Genomic DNA, 19,848 nt, shown 5'->3' on the forward strand with positions numbered 1-19,848 from the left:
TCATGACTCCACTCCAATACACACAACAGTTACACCAAGAACTCTTGGCTTTTGATAAAAAACAAGTTGAGCTCTCCGTTGACCCTCTTATATTGGAGCAACCTAATCCGGCTTTTAACCTTGATAATTATAAAGATATTTTTCATCCAGACCTTCTACATGATCTGCATAAGCTCTATACAACTGTTCAAAAAATCAGTGTCTTTTGGTCACTTTCTAAAGATAAAAAAGGCAATTTACTAACTAGCAATTGGGTTCAGAAGGAGGTATTGGAAGACAGGGGATTGTCTCCTGAAGAATGCCTTGGAGGTAACTTAAATATAGTTTCCTTTCAAGAAATGATGTCCGATACATTTTATACCAATTTTTTGAATCAAAAAGGCGTTGAATATTTGCCATTTGATCGACATTGGACTCGTGTTGCTTGTTTGAAAAAGGTAAATGGACAGGTTAAAAACAAGGTCTATTTCTTTGATAGCGAAAATGCAAAAAAGGTCTATGACCTAAAAATAGGTGTCCTAGATTACATTCAATTAGCTTACCAAGCCAAGTGTTTCTATAATTGGCAATATGCATTTTTATTTCAGGACAAGGAGAATTTTTATAACAAGCATTTAGGCATCATGTTGCCACATTTATTACCACATCTTGAATTAGATTTGTCTGCATTTGGAATTGATACTAGTTCTAATTTTGACCTTCAAGCAGCAGCAGAAGCAGACCTTACAGCCGATACAAAAACGGATTTTAAAGAAGAAGAAACCCGACTAGTAAAGTACTTAAAAACAATAGATTCTAAAGTATCCTATGGAGGGCTTGACCATATAACTTTTAATTCCCAACCTTCCCACATAGATTTTGCGAAGTTTTCTAATTTGCATCGCCAATTGGCAACACAAGATAGTGCTTCTGCGCCCAAAATACTCCTTCAAAATGTTCCTAATCATTGTAACATACATGCTCTTGAGAAAGCGGATAGTGTTACAGAACTTCATTTGAATTATATTGGGGATGGTCCAAACAACTTTGAAGCATGGCTTGATAAGGATATCCCCTCTATTGAAACGCTTTGGCTCAACAATTTAGTTGGCGTCCAAAACCTTGACTTTTTACGTTCTTTTCCAAACTTATCGACCCTTCGATTGTCTTTGCTCAAAGATAACAGACTACCAGAAGACTGGTCTTTTTGTAAAAATCTAAAAACCATATCTATTTCCGCAGACAAAAAACAACACACTGGCATTCAAAAACTTATTTTACCCGACAGTACCCTTTCTCTTACTATTTGGATGAATGCACTACAAGCTATTCCATACATCAAAGGCAATCAGCTTCAGTATTTGGCCCTAAGCTCTACACAAATTTCAAAAATAGAACAACTAGAGCATTTGAAAAATATTCAACTCTTAAAAATCGAATCGAGCGCTATTTCTAAAGTCGAAGGACTAGAAGGATTGGTTAATTTAAAATCACTCTCTCTCAAAAATAATAAATTAGAAGATTTTTCAAACCTAGCAGCACTGCCTGCCCAAACAATTGTCTATCTTAGCAAAAAGGAATTTGTTACTGAGGATAGAAAAACAAATCTAAAACGCAAATTAAAACTTAAACATTTGAAACTAACAGTTAGTTAGTTTTTATCTTAATGCTTGCGTTCTCAGAGTTAGGACGCAGCTTCTATCCCCAGCCCTAATTTATTAATTTCAGACCAGTCTTCTTTCGCTAGTTTAACTCCCAAACTACCAACTCAATCAACAAGAGCGATAACTTGCTGAATTCACTCCTATGCCCCTTTCTCAATGCGATTCAACCTTTCTATAATATTCCCAATAACAGAAAAGTGTTCGTTCATAACAGAATTAATGAGCTTGAGAACATAGTTTTTTTACTACATTTTTCATTACCTACATTTGAGTTATCAATACAGTAGAAACTACTTCTAATTGTATTCTTTCAATCTTAATTCTAGCAGTAGAATTTTGCAGTATTAATTTTTTCAAAAAAACATTTTTTGTAGGTACATCTTTTATTAAAATAAAGACTATGAATCAAACATTTAATTTTCTACTATTCCTATTTCTATCTTTTTTCTCTCTAGAAACTTATGCTCAAATCACCTTACCTTATCATGAAGATTTTGAAGGAGCAGATTCTATTGAAACCTCTTCAAATTTAGCAACTATTACTGGGCTCACAGGTTGGGAGTTCGAGACTTCAACGGCTCAAGGTAGAATACGTACACAAGCAGGAACAGGCTACCCTAATAGCGGTACTAAAGCAATTACATTAGATGCCATACTTAATGGAGCTAATCCAGAACCTATTAACTATTTAATTGGTCATTGGGATTTATCGAATTATGATGCTAATGCCGATGCTATTGGGTTAAGTTTTGCTTGGATGGATCATGGGGATGAACCTGATGTAAATGATCGTGTCTGGATACGAGGTAGCAATACCGATACTTGGATCGAAATATTGAATTGGAGCAGCATCTCTGTTCCTAATGGCACGTATCAATTTGTAGAGAAAATGAATATTTCTACGATTCTACTCAATGCAGGGCAAAATTACTCTTCTACTTTTGAGATTCGTTTTGGACAGGAAGATAATTTTATGTCTTCTACTCCTAATGGCTCAGATGGGTTCACCGTTGATGATGTCAAATTAGAAAAAATTGTCCCTTACAACATTGGAGTCGTCGCCATTTTATCTCCTAGTGGTATCACTTGTGGAGACAGTATGACAAGTGTGACCGTTGTCATGGAAAACTGTGGAGCCAATACGATAGTCGGAGCAAATGTAACCATTAACATGACAGGTGATTTGACAGGAACGGTATCTGGAACAAACAGTGACTCAGTTGCTTTTGGTCAGCTAGATACTTTTACCATTGACTTCCTCAACACTTATGCTGGTGGTACCGTTACTCTTACTGCTTTTACTACCTTAACAACAGATTCTATTCCTGAAAACGATACTGCTAGTATAACACTTACATTTACAGGTATTACTAACCCTACTGTAACAGGGGCAAGTATTTGTTCTCTAGGAGACTCTACAACCTTAATCGCAACGCCCATCTCTGGTTTTGTTCATACTTGGTTTGATAGCGCTTTCGGTGGCAATATATTAGCCAAAGGAGACAACTACCCAACAGGTCCTATCGCTACCAACACTACGTTTTATGTCAATGCAGCTCAAGTCGTCACGACCAACGTAGGACACCTAGGTCCAAATACCAACTCAACCAATCCTAATACGCTTAATTTTTATCAAAACTTTACAGCACTGGGCGAATTTACAATAGATAGTATGACCCTTTACCCCAACGATACGGGTTTGGTAAGTATAAGAATTACAGATCCTACTGGTGCTATTGTCTATGACTCTATCAGTGTTTTAGTCGAGCCTAATGCTGCTTTTGATCCTGTGCGCATTCCTGTAGGAATAACAATTGCTCCTGGTGATTACAGAATGAATAGCTTTGGATCCACTGTTGGAGCCTTAGGTTATTCTAATGGTGCTGCCTTTCCTTATAGTGCTACTAATATTGTTGATATTACAGGTTCTAGTAATGGTGGTATCTACTTTTTCTTTTACGACTGGAAAATAACAGGTTTGCTTTGCCCTAGTGCTAGAATCCCTGTTCCTGTAACCGTTGGCAATGCACCAAGTATTAATTTAGGTACCAATATTAATCAATGTGGTGGAGTGGTTACTTTAGACGCAGCAAATTCTGGGAGCAACTACAATTGGTCTAATGGAGATACAACACAAACTACTGTAATAAGCACTTCTGGAATATACACTGTAATGGTCACGGATAGCAACAACTGCTCGGCAACAGATACCATTGACATTGAAATTCATTCCAATCCTATTGTTATGCTAGGAGCAGATATTATAGAATGCGATCACAGCACGGTTACTTTAGATGCAGGTAATTTGGGAAGCAGCTACAATTGGTCCAACGGAGATACAACACAAACTACTGTCGTAAATACTTCTGGAATGTATATAGCTACGGTTATAGATACAAACAGTTGCGTTGGAATGGATACAATCGAGGTGAGTATTTCAGATCTTGTTGCTAGTGCTGTTGATAATGGCAATGGAACGGCTACGGCTACGGGTTCGGGAGGTGTTACCACTACTACTTATACTTTCTTGTGGAGTAATGGCGATACGACTGCTACAGCAACAGGATTAACTGCTGGAGTGGCTTATTGTGTAACGATTACAGATGATAATGGTTGTTCGGATAGTGCTTGCGTCAGTATTAATCTAGGACTTAATAGTTTGGAAATGGAAGAGAACATCCAAGTTTATCCCAACCCAACCCTTGGGAATGCTTTTGCTAAGTTTAGTTTTGCTGAAACAACGGATTTAACAATTGAAATCATTGATATTACTGGGCGTAGCCAAGAGAAAATCAGTCTCCAAGCTACTCAAGAAGCAGTCATAAAACTACCAACTGATGCATTACCAAGTGGAACTTACTTTGTCCGTTTCCAAGTTGGCAACGAAATTAGTACTCAAAAACTTATCATCCAAAATCGATAAGTAGTCATTCAACCATACTGAATCTCTAACAAAATAGTCTTGGAATTTTTCAAGGCTATTTTGTTCTTTTTAAGAGAACGCTCAAACGCTATCTTCAAGCAACAACACAACTTCATTCTACAGTTTTAAATGCTCCTGTGCCAAAACAGCAATCAGCTGGTACAGTTGCTTTTCATAAGCTTCTTTTGTTTTTTGTTGCTTAAAAAAAGCTTTGTATTTTCGCTTTTTTGATGCTTGAACCACTTCTGGATGTACATAAGAAGCCTTTGCCACCGCTGGCGTATTGTTCAAGAACTGAGCTGCCTTTTTATAAGCCTTTTTTTCTGAAAGTTCTTGACAAAGCATCGTATAAGCTTTTTGAGTGCCATGCCATGTTCTAAATGCTTTTACCGTATAGCGTTGACCTGTAATTTCGTGCAGCTTATCATTAAGAGCAGTAGCATCAATATCTGGAAAAAGAGGAACAGAACCTTTTCTTTCCTCTTCTATTTCTGAAATAAAGGAAATAATCCGATCATTCTTAATGACAAATGTACGTTCTTTCTGCGATTTTGCTTGGTACTTTATTTCTATTTCACCTTCTTGAATGGTAATATGTTCCATACGAATTGTTGTTAGACCAACCGTATTATTCCGTTCATAATATCGCTCAGAACCAACCCGAAGTGCAAAAGTATCTAGCAAGTAAAAACAAACTGCATATTCCACCAATAGATCGTTTTCGCTCTCCAAGTTCTTTGCTATCCACTCCCGCAATTTTGATAAGGTTGGATATACATTTAACAACTCATAAAAATGTAATTTACTCCTTCCATCTACCCACTTGGGATGATATAAGTATTGTTTTCTACCAGCAGCATCATTTCCAAGGCTAAGCAAATGGGCTTGTTTTAGGGGAGCAATAAAGACGTTTTGCCATGCAGGGGGAATTCCTAACTGGTCGTAGTATTTTTTTCTTCTGATATTTGTAATTTGATGCCCACGCCTAAAGTAGCAGAACGAATCGCCACAAGGTTTTCGTTGAATTCCTTTCTCGTATGCTGTCCAATATTCTAAGCCTAAATGTGTGGCACAAGACGTAGCATCTCTTAAAAAGTGTTCAATAGTTTCTAGAAGCTTAGGATTTAAGTCCTGTTTATTGGCAGTATGTGATGGTCTAGACATTGTTCTATTAGGAATGATGAGTTTCTACTAATATATAATATCTATTTCTTGTATAAAGTTTTGCTTAATGTTGTTTTTTTGAAGCTCCGATCCAAACTTTTTTTTACTTAAATTCTTGATTCTATTTTTTTAATATCCCTCTTTAGATTATTGCGAGTGTAATATTGTTAATACCCTCATTCATTATATTATCATTAGCAAATGACTAGTATATTGATTAAGAAAAAACGGCCATATACAATTAAAAACTAGATCGCTTACAAAGCATTAGCTTTCATTCTTTTCAAATCAACAAAAACATCTATGGGATTTTCGATTGAATGCAAAACATCAAATTCTCTTTCGCCCTTGCTATTTTTTTTTCCACTATAAATGAGAATAGACCCCGTCTGATATTTATTCTCTATAAGATTGGAACTAGATTCTATATCAATAATTTTACTAAATTCAATAATAGTATAGTTTGCTCCAAGCCCCTCTTTAATAAAAATTCTCCTTCTTGAATAAGCATAGTGAACGTGATTAATATTTTTGTAACTAGCATATGAAACAAAACAACTCGACCAAAAAGGGATAAGATATAATATGTAAAAGCAAAAGTCACTCAAAGATTCAATTTGAAATAACATCGGAAGAGCTATAAAAAACCACAGTAAGCCTACTATTTGAAAAAGGACAGCACTCAAGGAATATGGTATTGGAGAAGGTTTTCCTATCCATAAAATTTTTTCATTTTCATCTAAAAAATTTTTAAAATACCTGTTAGGTTCTTTTTCAATATTCATTTCTTTATTTTTTAATCCTCTTCCCAAAAGATAAGAGAAATGTTCTCAGTAAAAAATACTATACCCCAACAATATATTTTTTTCTTAGAGTACGTAAAAGATGATATTCCCAAATACTTGAGTCTTCTAAAAGCCATCTTACTCTTCCTCTAATATAATTTCTCCTCTTGGGTCCGTGATAATTACTTTTCTCGAAGTAAAATATTTATTATGATAATCGTGAAAGAAAGTTGTCCATATAGTTTTTTTCCGACCTTTAAAAACTACCTTTTCTGCTACAAACCACTCATCTTTTTCCTTATTAAAAAGAAGCTTTTTATAACTTTTATTAAAGGGAGACTTATAGATTTTTAAGCTATCACTAAAACCATTTACATGACTGTAGTTGCATCTAACCTTTTTAAGAAATGGATTTGAGTTTTCAAAATCAAGGATTAATGTATGATAAGATTGAAAACTATATTCTTCAACTATTTTTTCATAGCTTTGAAAATTAAAATTTATCCTTGGTAATCTTTTGAAGAGAGCTTTCCGAACTTTAATAGTATCTCCATTTTTTAATGTCAATTCAAGCAACGTATTTTTTGATATGGTAGTTATAATATCAATAAGAGTTGAATCAGACCAATATTCTCTTTTATGAATATGTTTTTTAGTTGATTGTAAAATTTTGATGCTATCTCTGTAATCAATTTTAATAGATGGAGTAAGGTGTTTTTCTCCTCTTAAAGTACAGTTTCGACACATCAGTTTATCTCTATTCTTTTCTTTTCCCAAAAATCGACCACTATAATCACTTGGATCTTTCTGTTGATAGACACTTTCCTTCAATACCACTTGTTTCTCAAAACGATATGCGCTTAAGCCCTTATCATAAGTATATGTGCCCATATAATGCTTAGGTAAGTCCTTGTTCCATCCCCAAAAACCATCGATAAACTTTCCACTACTCTTAGAAACAAAATACCACATACCATTTACATCTATTAAAATTAAAGCCGTATCCATTTCAAATAGATTAATAGAAGATGCACTCCCCGTATGACTACTGATTGTAATGGAGTCTTTTAGCATTCCCGCTTTGTCATACGACTTAGCCACTCTGCCATGGTCAACTAAAAAAGGATGTTCATTCCGTTTCTCAACCTTAATATGCTGCCCCCATATGGTATCTGTAGAAATAATAGTCAGCATAAAAAGTAATATTTTAGATAGCTTCATCCGTTTTTTTAGTTAATTTTCAGGTACAAATCTGCTACATTTATAGAGGCAGTTGAAATTATTTTGTGATAAAAAGAGTTAATTAGGTAGAAAAACATTTATCCTACTATGCTCAAAGAAATCTCTATTCCTGCAACAAGATCGAATCAAAATTTCTTATTTTTTCAAGGAATTTTCTTTTTTTCGATAGCATTATTAATCACTTTTTTATATCTAAAAAATGTGTCTATCATCCACTATCAACATCCATGGTCTCGTAAACCTAACTTTAATACTGAAGCAATAATGCCTCTATTCTTTTTTCTTTTTATACTATGGCAAATAGGCAAATACCTACTCCACTTATACATCTATCATTTCCAGTTGCATTCAGATGTTTTGATTGTCGTACAAAAAAGTATATTTCGGAAAAAGATATACTTCTTCGAGCTCAAAAAAATAACTTCAGTTTCCGTATTAAAAGAATCCAAACTTTTTTTAGAAACAATGAACAACATTGATTATGAAATAAATGTACTAAAGATAGAGCAAAGCAATGAAGAAACTATAACATATTATTTTCCTCCGTACACCAATTATCTAGAAATCAAAGCCCTAAAAAAAATATTAAAAGACTTGCTTAAAAATTAACGATTCCAAACAAGCCTATACAAGGATTAGAATTTTATCATCTTCCCAATCACTTTCTGTGTCTTATTCTCTATTGTAATACTGTAAATTCCTGTACTCATTGCTCCTAGATCTATTTCTAATACGGTATTAAAATAAGTATCAAACTGACGGACGACTTGCCCTAACGAGTTGATAATCGTCACACGACAATTCTCCATAGATTGAGCAGTTTGTATTTGAACAAATCCAGAAGAGGGGTTCGGATAGATACGCAAATCTTGTACAGTTTTTTGGGTAACGTTTAGCATTAAATCGGGACGGATAATTTGTAATGCTTTGTATAAATTAATACGCCCATACCCTACCATATTATTAGGAAAAACATATTGAGAAGTCGTTCCACAAGTATCGTCTCTATAAGTATAAACCGTATCGGCTGTCATTTCTAATAAAGTTTCCAAAGAATCTACATTTCCTGCTAAACTAGGTTTGGCATTAATCAGCAAAGCAACAGCACCCGCAACGTGAGGACCAGCCATACTTGTTCCCGAATAAGCAGCGTAGCCTCCATTGGGAATAGAAGAACGAATTCCTGCCCCTGGCGCAACGACATTGGGCTTCATACGCATACTTCCATCAGAAGTAACACTCCCCAAACTGCTAAAGTTTGTCAATGTATCTAAGATATCCGTTGCACCAACTGAAAAGCTAGCTTCGTAAATTGCAGCAGGATTCCTAATAGAATTGCAACCAGCCCAACCATCGTTTCCTGCTGATACTACAACAAATACCCCTGCATTTTTCAGGTTTTCTACTGCCAACTGCATAATGTGAAAGTTGCTTGGGTTGCACCCTTCTACAGGAGGGCATCCCCAAGAGTTAGCAATTACATGAGGTGCCATGCTTGGATTGGGGTTCAAATTATTGGTATCGGTAGGTGCTAAGAACCACTCAAAACACTCTATATAGGTTGCGGGGGTTCCCCAACCATTCTCCATATTTCTACAACCAATCCACTCCGCCTCTGGTGCAACTCCAATTTGGTTGCCCAATCCATCATCGCCAATCATCGTTCCCATCGTATGCGTTCCGTGCGTGGCATCATCACAGGGATAGTTGACATCGTACCCACATTTATTAAACGTATCGGCACTTAGTTGACCATGAATAGCATCGTGCCAGTGATAATTATGATCCAAAGAATCGCCTCGATATTGATTTCTCAACGCAGGATGAATCCATTCGTATCCAGTATCTTGACCGCCAACTACAACTCCAGCACCTTTCAAGTTTTGATTCCAAAGCAAATGCGCGCGAATCATCCCTATTCCCCACTCGTAAGCTCGTGGACCTCTAGCAAGATGAGCATTTAATGACGAGCCGTCTGGACGATTCGGCAAATTATTATAAATTTTAGGATTCGGAGCAATCAAGGCTACTTCTTCTCGCTTAGCCAATGCTTCCAACAACGTTCGACTTCCTTTCACCCAAATTCCGTTAACAATAAAATAGGGACGATACATACCTTGATGCTGATCGATCAACTCTAGCAAATCACTCTGTGTTTCGTTTGCTTTTGTTTCTAATTGTCGAAAAACATATTGTGCTTTTCTTTCTTTGGTTGAAAAGTTTTTGGCCACCTTGGTATTGGCTTGGTCTTCCAGCAAAACAAAATATTCAAAATTCGCTTGATGAGCCGTTGCCCAAACTTCCGAGTCTACTTTTTCTTGCCAATCTGTTTGAGCATTACTTCCTAAAGCGTAACACAACAAGGTCAAAAACAGTATTTTTTTCATAATTTCTAACAAGTTTTATATCCTAAAACACTAGACCATTACAAAAGAGTCATGCAATGATAATGATATACACTTGAGTGTATAGACATCTAATTAATTGGCATTAAAGTGATATTACCAATAAAGGATATTTATAAATCAGCAACTTGTAGGGAACGATTGATATTTGTATATTTATACACAAAATAAGCCATATTACCTAAAAAAGGAAGTAGACAATCATTTCTTACTAAAATAATTTCTACCCCAAACCTTACTCATCTGCATAAATCTTTACCTCAATCCGACCATCTTCATAAATCACACCTCTATACATCCCTTTAGTATTAAAAGGCATAGCCACATTCCCCTTGGCATCTAGAGCGATCAAACCACCGCTAGCATTTTGTTCTTTTAATTTTGTATTGACTACATATTCTGCGGCTTCTTTCAAAGATTTATTTTGGTAATCCATAATAGCAGCAACATCATAAGCAACAACGTTTCTAATAAAATATTCGCCATGTCCTGTACAAGATACGGCACACGTTTTATTATTGGCATAGGTACCCGCTCCAATAATTGGGCTATCTCCTATCCTACCGTATTGCTTATTGGTCATCCCTCCGGTAGAAGTTGCAGCAGCTAAATTTCCTTTATAATCCAAGGCTACAGCACCTACTGTCCCAAATTTTTCGCTCTCTTTCGACCAAAGGCTTCCTTGTTTCCCATCTTCCTTATCTAAAGGATTGGTTGAGTCTTTTCCATCGTGATCCAATTCTATTTGAGAACGTCTAATCGCATTTTTAAGTTGTCTATAACGACGCTCATCATAAAAATACGCTGGCTCGACCAATTCCCCTCCTTGTTCTTTCATAAAATCTTCTGCTCCTTGCCCTGACAACATAACGTGTTTTGACCTTTCCATCACCATTCTGGCAGCTGTAATAGGGTTTTTAATATGCCTTACCCCAGCAATAGCCCCTGCATTCAAATCTGCTCCATTCATAATAGAGGCATCCATTTCTTGTTCTCCTTTGTGATTAAAAACAGCACCTTTTCCTGCATTAAACAAAGGAGAATCTTCCATCAATCGCACCACTAACTCTACTGTTTCAACAGATGATTTTCCTTCCTTTAGAGCTTTCATACCACTTCTTAATACCTTTTCGAGTTGATCTCGATACGCCTTGTCTTTTTCATTGCTCATCTTTTCTCTCAAAATAGTACCTGCACCACCATGAATTACCAAAACAGATTTTAAAGAGGTTTCTTTAGGAGGATTTTGTTCTTGTATAGTTGTCATACTGTTGCCGATTATCAAAATACTAGTTAATAGTAAAATGTATTTTATTTTCTTCATAATAAATAAATTTGTTTTACTGCCGACGTTTTACATTTGAATAATTAGGTTTAGAACTCTCATATCAGGTGTCATTTCAGTTTTTTTTACCAATTGCTTTTTATTGAAACTTGTTGGGCAACATCCCTTTGGCAGCCAATCGGGCTATTTCATCAATTCTCCTCTTTCTAGTTTCATTTCTTTTGGCGATAACAACCCAATGTAACATACCTTTTCTAATTGTTTTTGACTGGCTTTGAAAAAACTCCATTGAATTATCGTTCTTATTTAAGGCTATTTTTAAATCGTCTGGTACAATCAACTTTTCAACATCATCCATCAATGTCCATGTTCCATTTTTTTTTGCTCTTTCTATGCTTTCAAAACCTGCGTTTGTCATTAAGTTATTTTGGATAAGCTGTTCAATTTTATCTTTATTTACTTTTGACCAAGTACTGCTAGGTTTTCTTTTGCAAAAATATTGCATATATCTTTCTTTGTCAATAGATTTTTTAGTACTATCGATCCATCCGAAACACAATGCTTCGTCAACAGCTTCACTCCAACTGATCGAGGGAATTTTTGTTGAGAACCTATAATAAACAAGCCAAATAGACTGTTTTGATTCATGATTTTCTTCCAACCATTTTCGCCAATCTGCTCGGCTGCTAGGACAATATGTTTCTACTTCCATTTTATTTACATTCGACTCCACCCCTGCCTATCTATTAAAAAAATCAAACCATTATAACAAACAGCAGTAAAGCATAACTATTAAAAAATTAACGTAACTGTCATTAATAACACTGCAAACTTATGCCTAGTGCATGACACCCCTATGTCAATAGACCATAAAAATTATTGATACAAATCTACATGTTCTTACAATCATCTAATATAAAGGATATGAATAGGAAAGCAGCATTTAGGTGCATTATATTCTTGGTTGGACTTGGTATTTACCTCCAAATGATCCAAGGAAATACCAAATAATAAGTCTATATTTTTAAAATAGGATTTCCTCATAAAATAGAGCTTCTTTGTAAGATTGAGAATAACAACAAAAAAAGCTACTATGAAACTCGAACTGCACCTAAAAATCATCAGTATCATCCTTGCATTTAGTTTGCTGTATTTAGCGCTTTATAACCAACAACCTATTTGGGCAGAGTCCATTCGAATTATCATAAGCTTGGTTATCATCCTCTATTTCATTGTTATTTGGATGCGAACTAAGAAGTTGCTTTATTTTATCACTTCTATGCTACTTCCTATTTGGCTTTTAATTTTAATTCATCCCAACAGCTTTGCAGATCATTTTTTTTTATGGGAAAAAGAGAACATACTTCAAGAAATCATCCAAGTTGTTCAGTCTGACAACAAGTATAAAAAATTGACGACTTACGTCATCTCCGATGGTAACGCCCCCATACTTTCTAAGCAATCATACAATCATTCTCTATTAACTAAGATAGCAAGTACCAAAGAAATACACCCAATTTCCTCCAATGAATTGAAAAAACTGTTGAAACAAAGCTACATAATAGGCTTTGAGATGAGACATAACTCCATTCTATTTCATATTAAAAATAATAGACAAGTTCGATATTATCTTAATGAAGAAAGTTTTGTTTACCCAAAAGATAAAAAAATTAAAACACAATGGTATCGAGTAAACTAAATTACAAGGTGCTAAACTCTCTCACAAATTACACAACCTAAGACTTTACAAAACAACACATTAAACATCAAACATCCACCTTCAACCTTTGCTCTTTTGTCACAAATTCATTTTTTAATTTTGAACATCCATTTAAAGTATAATATATTTATCCCTGTCTAAACCTAAGAGGGATATTTTTTTGATCTATTTTAAAATTAAATAAACATTCAGTTATTTTATAAATACAAGAACTATGAAGCTATTTAATAAGATTTGCATACTATGTTTATGCATTATTTGCTGTTCTACGAATCCCACACAAGCCGCTATTGTATACTCTTACGACAAAGTCACGCCTCGCATTGAAAAAAAAGTAAAACCTCAACACCCTAGAAAACTCAAAAAAAGATTGCGATTCCAAAAATCCTTAAAATTAAAACAAGCCCGTCAACATCATCAAAGTCCAGAAAGCAAAAAAGCCATCACCTACATCATACTAGCTTCTGTAGCTACAATACTCTTTGTTGGCATCCTACTTGGTAGCCTGTCCTTTCTATTTAGTATACCTGCAACACTTGGTATTGTGTTAGCCATTGCGGGTATTGTAATCGCAATACTTGCCATTATTTTCTGGATCAATGGCTTCATCTATTTAAGCAAAGCAATTAGAAAAAAACGCCTAGGCTAGAATTTATCAGCCGTCCATTTACACAGCCATTATCAAGATAAAATTAAACTTCATATAAATTCATTAGTTAAAATTTCTTATCTTTCATCAGAATTCCCTATTAAACTACGCTCAATAGAGTTTATCTAAAACATTATTTTTCAGTTAAGAGTAAAAGATGTTGAGTCTATCTTTAGTTTTTTAAACGAGCCTATCAATAGGCTACTAAAAAACATTGGAAACATTCAAGATCAATGTATACGTCCTACTCTTGACTCGAAACACCTTCAATTTCTAGACAAACTCTTCAAACCAAAAAGAAAAAATGATAATAAAAAAACTACTGATGAAAAACATGCTCACCCTTTTGTTTGGCTGTTTTTATTTTTTTGCCAGTCAAGCACAAAATTCCCCTACTCAAACAATTAGAGGCAAAGTTGTAGATAAAGCTAGTCAAATGCCACTCATTGGAGTTGTTGTTATGGTAGCAGAAACAGATTTGAATACAACCACAGATCTTGATGGCAACTTTATTTTATCGAATGTTCCGATTGGTCGACAAGTCATCACGACCCAATATCTTGGTTATGAACCTTACTCGACGGAAGGATTAGTAATCTCCTCCAGCAAAGAAGCTTATCTTGAAATTGGTTTAATTGAGCAAGTTGAGGTAACAGAAACGGTTGTTGTTACGGCTTCTGGTGGCAAAGATGGAGTTGGCAACCAAGCCATCAATGATTTATCGGTTGTTAGTGCTCGGTCTTTTTCGGTGGAAGAAACCAAACGCTATGCTGCTAGTATTGATGATCCTGGTCGTATGGCCGCTGCCCTTCCTGGTATTCAAACCGACCAAGACAATGAAAACGATGTTGTTATCCGTGGCAACTCTGCCTTTGGTGTCTTATGGAGAATGGAAGGTTTAGAAATTCCTAATCCAAGCCATTTTGGTCGCCCAGGGACGACAGGAGGTGGTATTTCTGTTTTCAGTGCTTCGGTTATTGGCAATACAGATTTGTCTACAGGAGGTTTTGCTGCCGAGTATGGCAATGCGCTATCAGGAGTTTTTGACATGCGCAATCGTAGGGGAAATATGGTCAATAGAGAACATTCTGTAAAAATTGGATTGATAGGGTTAGGTGCCTCTACAGAAGGTCCTATTAAGAAAGGCCGCAGTTCTTATTTGGTCAACTACCGTTACTCAACACTTGGATTACTAAATGCCATGGGCTTGTATGTTGTTCGTGAAAACGTAGGAAATAACTTCATGGATTTATCGTTTAACCTAACCTTCAATTCGAAAGACAACAAAGATGAGTTCAAGATTTTTGGTATTGGCGGGCTAAGTGATGAACGTTGGTTTACCAAAGAAGATACAGCCGATTGGCAAACTTACTTAGATTATATTGATGAGCGCAATGGTTCTAACTTAGGGGTTTTGGGATTCACCTACCGACGCTTAATCAATGAAAAATCATACTTAAAAGTAGTTGTCGGTTCTGTTCTTAATCATATCTTTTTGAAACAAGCCATACCGAATCTTACTACTTTAGATATCGAAGATAAAAATGTTGTTGAGGATTACGATTACAAAACCCTAAGAAGTCAACTACATTTAACCTATAGTAACAAAATTAGCAACCGTTTTCGTCTAAAAACAGGTGCCTCCTTAACAGCCAATACTTACTGGTTAAATTATTCAAAGGACTTGGGTAATGGAGACTATACTTATTTGGACAACATCCATGGTAATACGTTCTTGCTACAAGCATACGCTCAAGGTAGTTATCGTCCTGTCAAAAAATTAATGTTCAATTTTGGGTTCCATGCCTTGTTTTTAACCTTAAACAATACCTATAGTATTGAACCAAGATTATCCATACAATACAAACCCTTTGAAAATACGACCTTTAGTGCTGCCTATGGCTTGCATGGCAAAGTGCTCCCTATTGGAACCTACCTCCTTCAATTGCCTAATGGCAACGGAAGTATTACACAACCCAATAAAGATTTAGAAATTGCCAAAGCACACCACGCCATTCTATCATTCCAACAAATCATTGGTTTGGGCTTCCGCCTCAACTTGGAGGGATATTATCAATATACCTTTGACAATCCAACTAGTACCATTCCCAATAGTGGTTACTGGTTTTTTAATGAACGTGACAATTACGGAACACGAGAAATGATTTCGGAAGGGCAAGGGCAAAATTATGGTGTTGACTTAAGCGTAGAAAAGGCATTTAGCCGCAGTTTTTTTGTCTTAGTAACAGGTTCTTTATTTTGGTCTCAATACAAGTCTTTGGGCGATACAGAATGGAGGCGCACTCGCATAGACAAACGTTGGGGAACTTCCGTGATGGGAGGATATGAATTTACCTTCAAGAAAGGAGGCGTTTTGCAAATTGGTCTAAAGAGTTTTCTTTCTGGTGGTCTACGATATACTCCTGCTGATTTTGAAGCGTCCAAACTAGCAGGGCAACTAGTCGAGGATACCAATCAATATTGGGGAGCTTCTGCGGGCACCTATTTCCGTTTGGATGGTCGAGTAGCTTATCGCAAAGATCATAAGAAATTTTCCTATACAATTTCCTTAGATGTTCAGAACATTACCAACACCAAAAATCCAAGGTATTTTATTTATGATCGCCAAGAAATCACACTAATCCCTCGTTATCAATCGGGCTTACTCCCTGTTATTAGTTTCCAAATTGACTTCTAAACAAGGCAAATGCACTGTTCGCTAAAACATCTAATTTAGCGAACAGTGTTCTTTCGTTCATATAACACCAATATAGTGCTCTACAAGACTACTTCTTTTTTATTTTCACGGCATCACTTTCGTTATAAAACTTAGTTTTCTCTCAGAACTTTGTAGAATGAACAAGAATATTTTTCCCATACTTTTTATCCTTGCTTACCTAAATTTATTATTTAAAAACTTACTTTTATGAACATTATCACTTGAAATTGATCTATAAACATACAATCAATGAAACTGTTACTTTCTTTGTGTTTTAACTTTATTTTTCTTTTTTCTTCTTTTGCTCAAACTCAAACTATTCGAGGAAAAGTTGTAGACCATGCTAGCCAAATGCCCTTAATTGGAGTTACCTTAGTTGTCGATCAGACAAATATTAATGGTGTTTCTGATGAAAATGGTGATTTTGTTTTAGAAAAGGTTCCTGTAGGGCGTCAACAAATAAAAGCGCAATATTTAGGTTATGAGCCTTATGTATCAGAAGATTTAATTGTCTCTTCAAGTAAGGAAATATACTTAGACATCTTATTAAAAGAACAAGTAGAGGTTACAGAAACAGTTGTTGTCAATGCCTCTAAAAGTGCCGATGGAGTTGGTAACCAAGCTTTAAATGATTTGTCTGTTGTCAGTACCCGTTCTTTTTCTGTAGAAGAAACCAAACGTTATGCCGCTAGCTTGGACGACCCTGGACGTATGGCAGCAGCATTGCCAGGGGTACAAAGTGACCAAGACAATGAAAACGATGTCATCATTCGAGGTAATTCTTCCGTAGGTGTTTTGTGGCGTTTAGAGGGTTTAGAAATTACCAACCCAACTCATTTTGCCCGACCTGCTTCTACGGGGGGTGGAATCACTGTTTTTAGTGCTGCTTTGCTAGGCAATACTGATTTTTCTACGGGTGGCTTTGCCGCAGAGTATGGCAATGCTTTTGCTGGTGTGTTTGATATGCGTTTTCGCAAAGGAAATATGATACAACGAGAACATTCTGCCAAAATTGGATTGGTTGGGCTGGGTTTTTCCACAGAAGGGCCGATGAAAAAAGGTAGAAGTTCTTATCTAATAAATTATCGTTATTCAACTCTGGGGCTTTTAAATGCAATGGGACTTTATGTTGTTCGTGAGAATGTAGCAAACGATTTTCAAGATCTATCTTTCTGCTTAACGTTTAATTCGAAAGACAATAAAAATGAGTTTAAAATATTTGGGGTTGGAGGCATCAGTAATGAACTTTGGTCTGTTAAAGAAGATACCGCAGACTGGCAAAACACATGGGATTATCAATACGAAAAAGCAGGTTCTAATTTAGGGGTCATAGGGGCAAGTTTTCGTCGACTCATGAATGAAAAATCTTATTTAAAAGCTACTGTAGGAACGGTATTAACTCATATTTTTTCGACACAGTATGAACCCGAAATTACTAATTTAGAGAATAGAGATAGCTTTTTACTGTACGATTATAAGATACTCCGTTCGCAAGCTCATGTTACTTATGGCTATAAATTTAGCAATCGTTTTCGTCTAAAATCAGGCGCTTTGGTGCATGCCATTTCTCATTGGTTAAGTCTAAGTGAACGACGCGCCAACGATCTAACCAATCACCAGTATTTGGATATCAGTGATGCAAATACAAACTTTTTAATACAAGCTTATGCCCAAGGAAGCTATCGCCCAAACAACTATTTTACAATTAATGCTGGGCTTCATGCCATGTATTTTGCAATGAACAATACCTACAGTATTGAACCTAGGTTTTCGGTACAATACAAACCTTTTTCCAAAACAACAATCAGTGCTGCTTATGGCTTGCATGGCAAATTAATTCCTATTGGAACCTATCATTTACGCATCAAAGATCAATTTGGCAACGTAAGTCAGCCTAACAAAAACTTAGAAATTGCTAAATGGCATCACGCTATTTTATCTTACCAACAAGTTATTGCATTGGGCTTTAGAGCAACAGCTGAAATTTACTATCAATATGGCTTTGATATCCCGACAGGTATTGATAGCGCAAGTACTTATTGGCTGTTCAATGAACGCCAAACCTATGGTCATGTAGCAATGACTTCGGAAGGGTTTGCCCAAAACTACGGTTTAGATATTACGATAGAAAAAGCCTTTGGTAGAAACTTCTTTTTATTGGCAACGGGTTCTATTTATCAAGCACAGTACAAATCTCTGGGCGATACAGAATGGCGTAATACTCGTTACAATAGAGGTTGGGGAACAAGCTTGATGGGAGGCTATGAATTTACCTTCAAAAAAGGGGGTGTTTTACAAGTGGGTATTAAAACATTTTTAGCAGATGGTATTCGCTATACTCCAGCAGATGAAGCTGCTTCTATTGCTGCTCGTGCTTTGGTAGAGGACGAAGATAAAGCGTATAGTGCTAAAGCTCCTATTTATTTTCGCTTAGATACGCGTATCGCATATCGAAAAGATCACAAAAAATTCTCCTATACCATTGCTCTTGATGTTCAAAATGTTACCAACTATAGAAATATTAGTTTTTATGGTTATGATCGTCAAAAGAATGAATTATTTCCTCGTTATCAAGCTGGAATTTTGCCAGTACTTAGTTTCCAAATTGATTTTTAGATCTTTTTCCGTTTCTACAAAACCAAAACTATCAATCAACAAGTTGTAATTTACTCTACTCATAAATCGTCCAAAAAATTATAGTAAATAATAGATTAATTCTTACTATAATTTTTTGGTACGACGATTAACTTGGATTAAGGAATACATTTTTTGATTGCCTCAAGTATTTTTTCCTCATCTCCTTGTTCATATCCAGTTTGTTTCCACATCAATTTTCCTTCCCCATCAAAAACAGCTACGTGTGGTGGATGGTTCGCATTCATTTTGGTCATAAAATCTTTTTCTGGATTGAGATAGTACTCATATTGCCAGCCTTTTGATACCACATAAGGTTTTACTCTAGCCATATTTCGAGCATCGTCTATAGAAACGGCAATAAGTTTCACTCCTGTTCCATCAACCCAATCTTCGTATTCCTCATGAATGGTGTTTAGCAATCGCTTACTAGGACTGTCCCAAGTTGCCCATATTACAACGACGAATGGCTTTCCATCGTTGCTCAATGTTTTTGCATTCACCTCTTGACCTGTGGATGTCTTTAAAGTAGCGTCAGGCAATCTATCTTGTGCCATAGTCAATACTCCTGATAATAGTGCTACTGTCAGCATAATTAGTCGTATCATTTTATTTAGTGTTTAGTTATAAAAATTATAAAAATCTTGTCCATGCCATTTGTGTTCTATTAACACCATCG

General features: G+C 35.8%; 13 protein-coding genes. 6 read left to right on the plus strand and 7 right to left on the minus strand.

Translation table 11 applies throughout. The features are described from left to right. The first annotated feature begins 2 nt into the window (after window positions 1-2). Together CG11_RS14170 and CG11_RS14175 are read left to right on the plus strand one after the other, a co-directional pair. Complete coding sequence (locus tag CG11_RS14170; protein ID WP_052597293.1) at window positions 3-1,634, plus strand: leucine-rich repeat domain-containing protein; 1,632 nt, start codon at window positions 3-5, stop codon at window positions 1,632-1,634. Between the two features lie 409 nt (window positions 1,635-2,043). After that, complete coding sequence (locus CG11_RS14175; protein WP_052597295.1) at window positions 2,044-4,566, plus strand: T9SS type A sorting domain-containing protein; 2,523 nt, start codon at window positions 2,044-2,046, stop codon at window positions 4,564-4,566. Between the two features lie 117 nt (window positions 4,567-4,683). On the opposite strand, the gene CG11_RS14180 is transcribed toward CG11_RS14175, so the two are convergent. From CG11_RS14180 to CG11_RS14210, 6 genes are all read right to left on the minus strand, one after another. Next, window positions 4,684-5,730, minus strand: coding sequence for a DNA topoisomerase IB (locus CG11_RS14180; RefSeq protein ID WP_052597297.1), 1,047 nt, complete (start codon window positions 5,728-5,730; stop codon window positions 4,684-4,686). Window positions 5,731-5,987: 257 nt separating this feature from the next. Then, window positions 5,988-6,515, minus strand: a complete 528-nt coding sequence (locus CG11_RS14185; RefSeq protein ID WP_052597299.1) for a PH domain-containing protein — start codon at window positions 6,513-6,515, stop codon at window positions 5,988-5,990. Between the two features lie 138 nt (window positions 6,516-6,653). Further along, window positions 6,654-7,709 (minus strand): hypothetical protein, encoded by a 1,056-nt coding sequence (locus CG11_RS14190; RefSeq protein WP_156039778.1) that lies wholly within the window; start codon window positions 7,707-7,709, stop codon window positions 6,654-6,656. A gap of 683 nt (window positions 7,710-8,392) precedes the next feature. Further along, window positions 8,393-10,144: a S8 family serine peptidase gene (locus CG11_RS14200; protein WP_052597305.1), complete on the minus strand. Its 1,752-nt coding sequence runs from the start codon at window positions 10,142-10,144 to the stop codon at window positions 8,393-8,395. A gap of 253 nt (window positions 10,145-10,397) precedes the next feature. Next, on the minus strand, window positions 10,398-11,486 hold the full coding sequence (locus CG11_RS14205) for an isoaspartyl peptidase/L-asparaginase family protein (protein ID WP_081909555.1): 1,089 nt from the start codon (window positions 11,484-11,486) through the stop codon (window positions 10,398-10,400). A gap of 100 nt (window positions 11,487-11,586) precedes the next feature. After that, complete coding sequence (locus CG11_RS14210) at window positions 11,587-12,159, minus strand: YdeI family protein (protein WP_052597309.1); 573 nt, start codon at window positions 12,157-12,159, stop codon at window positions 11,587-11,589. 381 nt (window positions 12,160-12,540) lie between these two features. On the opposite strand from CG11_RS14210, the gene CG11_RS14215 reads away from it, so the two are divergent. The 4 genes from CG11_RS14215 to CG11_RS14230 all read left to right on the plus strand — a co-directional run bounded on the left by CG11_RS14215 (window position 12,541) and on the right by CG11_RS14230 (window position 19,151). Next, complete coding sequence (locus tag CG11_RS14215; RefSeq protein WP_052597311.1) at window positions 12,541-13,146, plus strand: hypothetical protein; 606 nt, start codon at window positions 12,541-12,543, stop codon at window positions 13,144-13,146. Window positions 13,147-13,381: 235 nt separating this feature from the next. Further along, window positions 13,382-13,816 carry a hypothetical protein gene (locus tag CG11_RS14220; RefSeq protein WP_052597313.1) on the plus strand — a complete coding sequence of 145 codons (435 nt, stop codon included), beginning with the start codon at window positions 13,382-13,384 and terminating at the stop codon, window positions 13,814-13,816. 325 nt (window positions 13,817-14,141) lie between these two features. Beyond that, a complete protein-coding gene (locus CG11_RS14225; RefSeq protein WP_052597314.1) occupies window positions 14,142-16,514 on the plus strand; it encodes a carboxypeptidase-like regulatory domain-containing protein in 2,373 nt (790 codons plus the stop codon). Window positions 16,515-16,784: 270 nt separating this feature from the next. Beyond that, window positions 16,785-19,151: a TonB-dependent receptor gene (locus CG11_RS14230; protein ID WP_052597316.1), complete on the plus strand. Its 2,367-nt coding sequence runs from the start codon at window positions 16,785-16,787 to the stop codon at window positions 19,149-19,151. Window positions 19,152-19,288: 137 nt separating this feature from the next. Here CG11_RS14230 and CG11_RS14235 read toward each other — a convergent pair whose 3' ends face one another. Further along, window positions 19,289-19,777, minus strand: a complete 489-nt coding sequence (locus tag CG11_RS14235; protein ID WP_052597318.1) for a TlpA disulfide reductase family protein — start codon at window positions 19,775-19,777, stop codon at window positions 19,289-19,291. Between the last annotated feature and the right edge of the window lie 71 nt (window positions 19,778-19,848).

Source organism: Aureispira sp. CCB-QB1, assembly GCF_000724545.1.
Classification (GTDB): Bacteria; Bacteroidota; Bacteroidia; order Chitinophagales; family Saprospiraceae; genus Aureispira.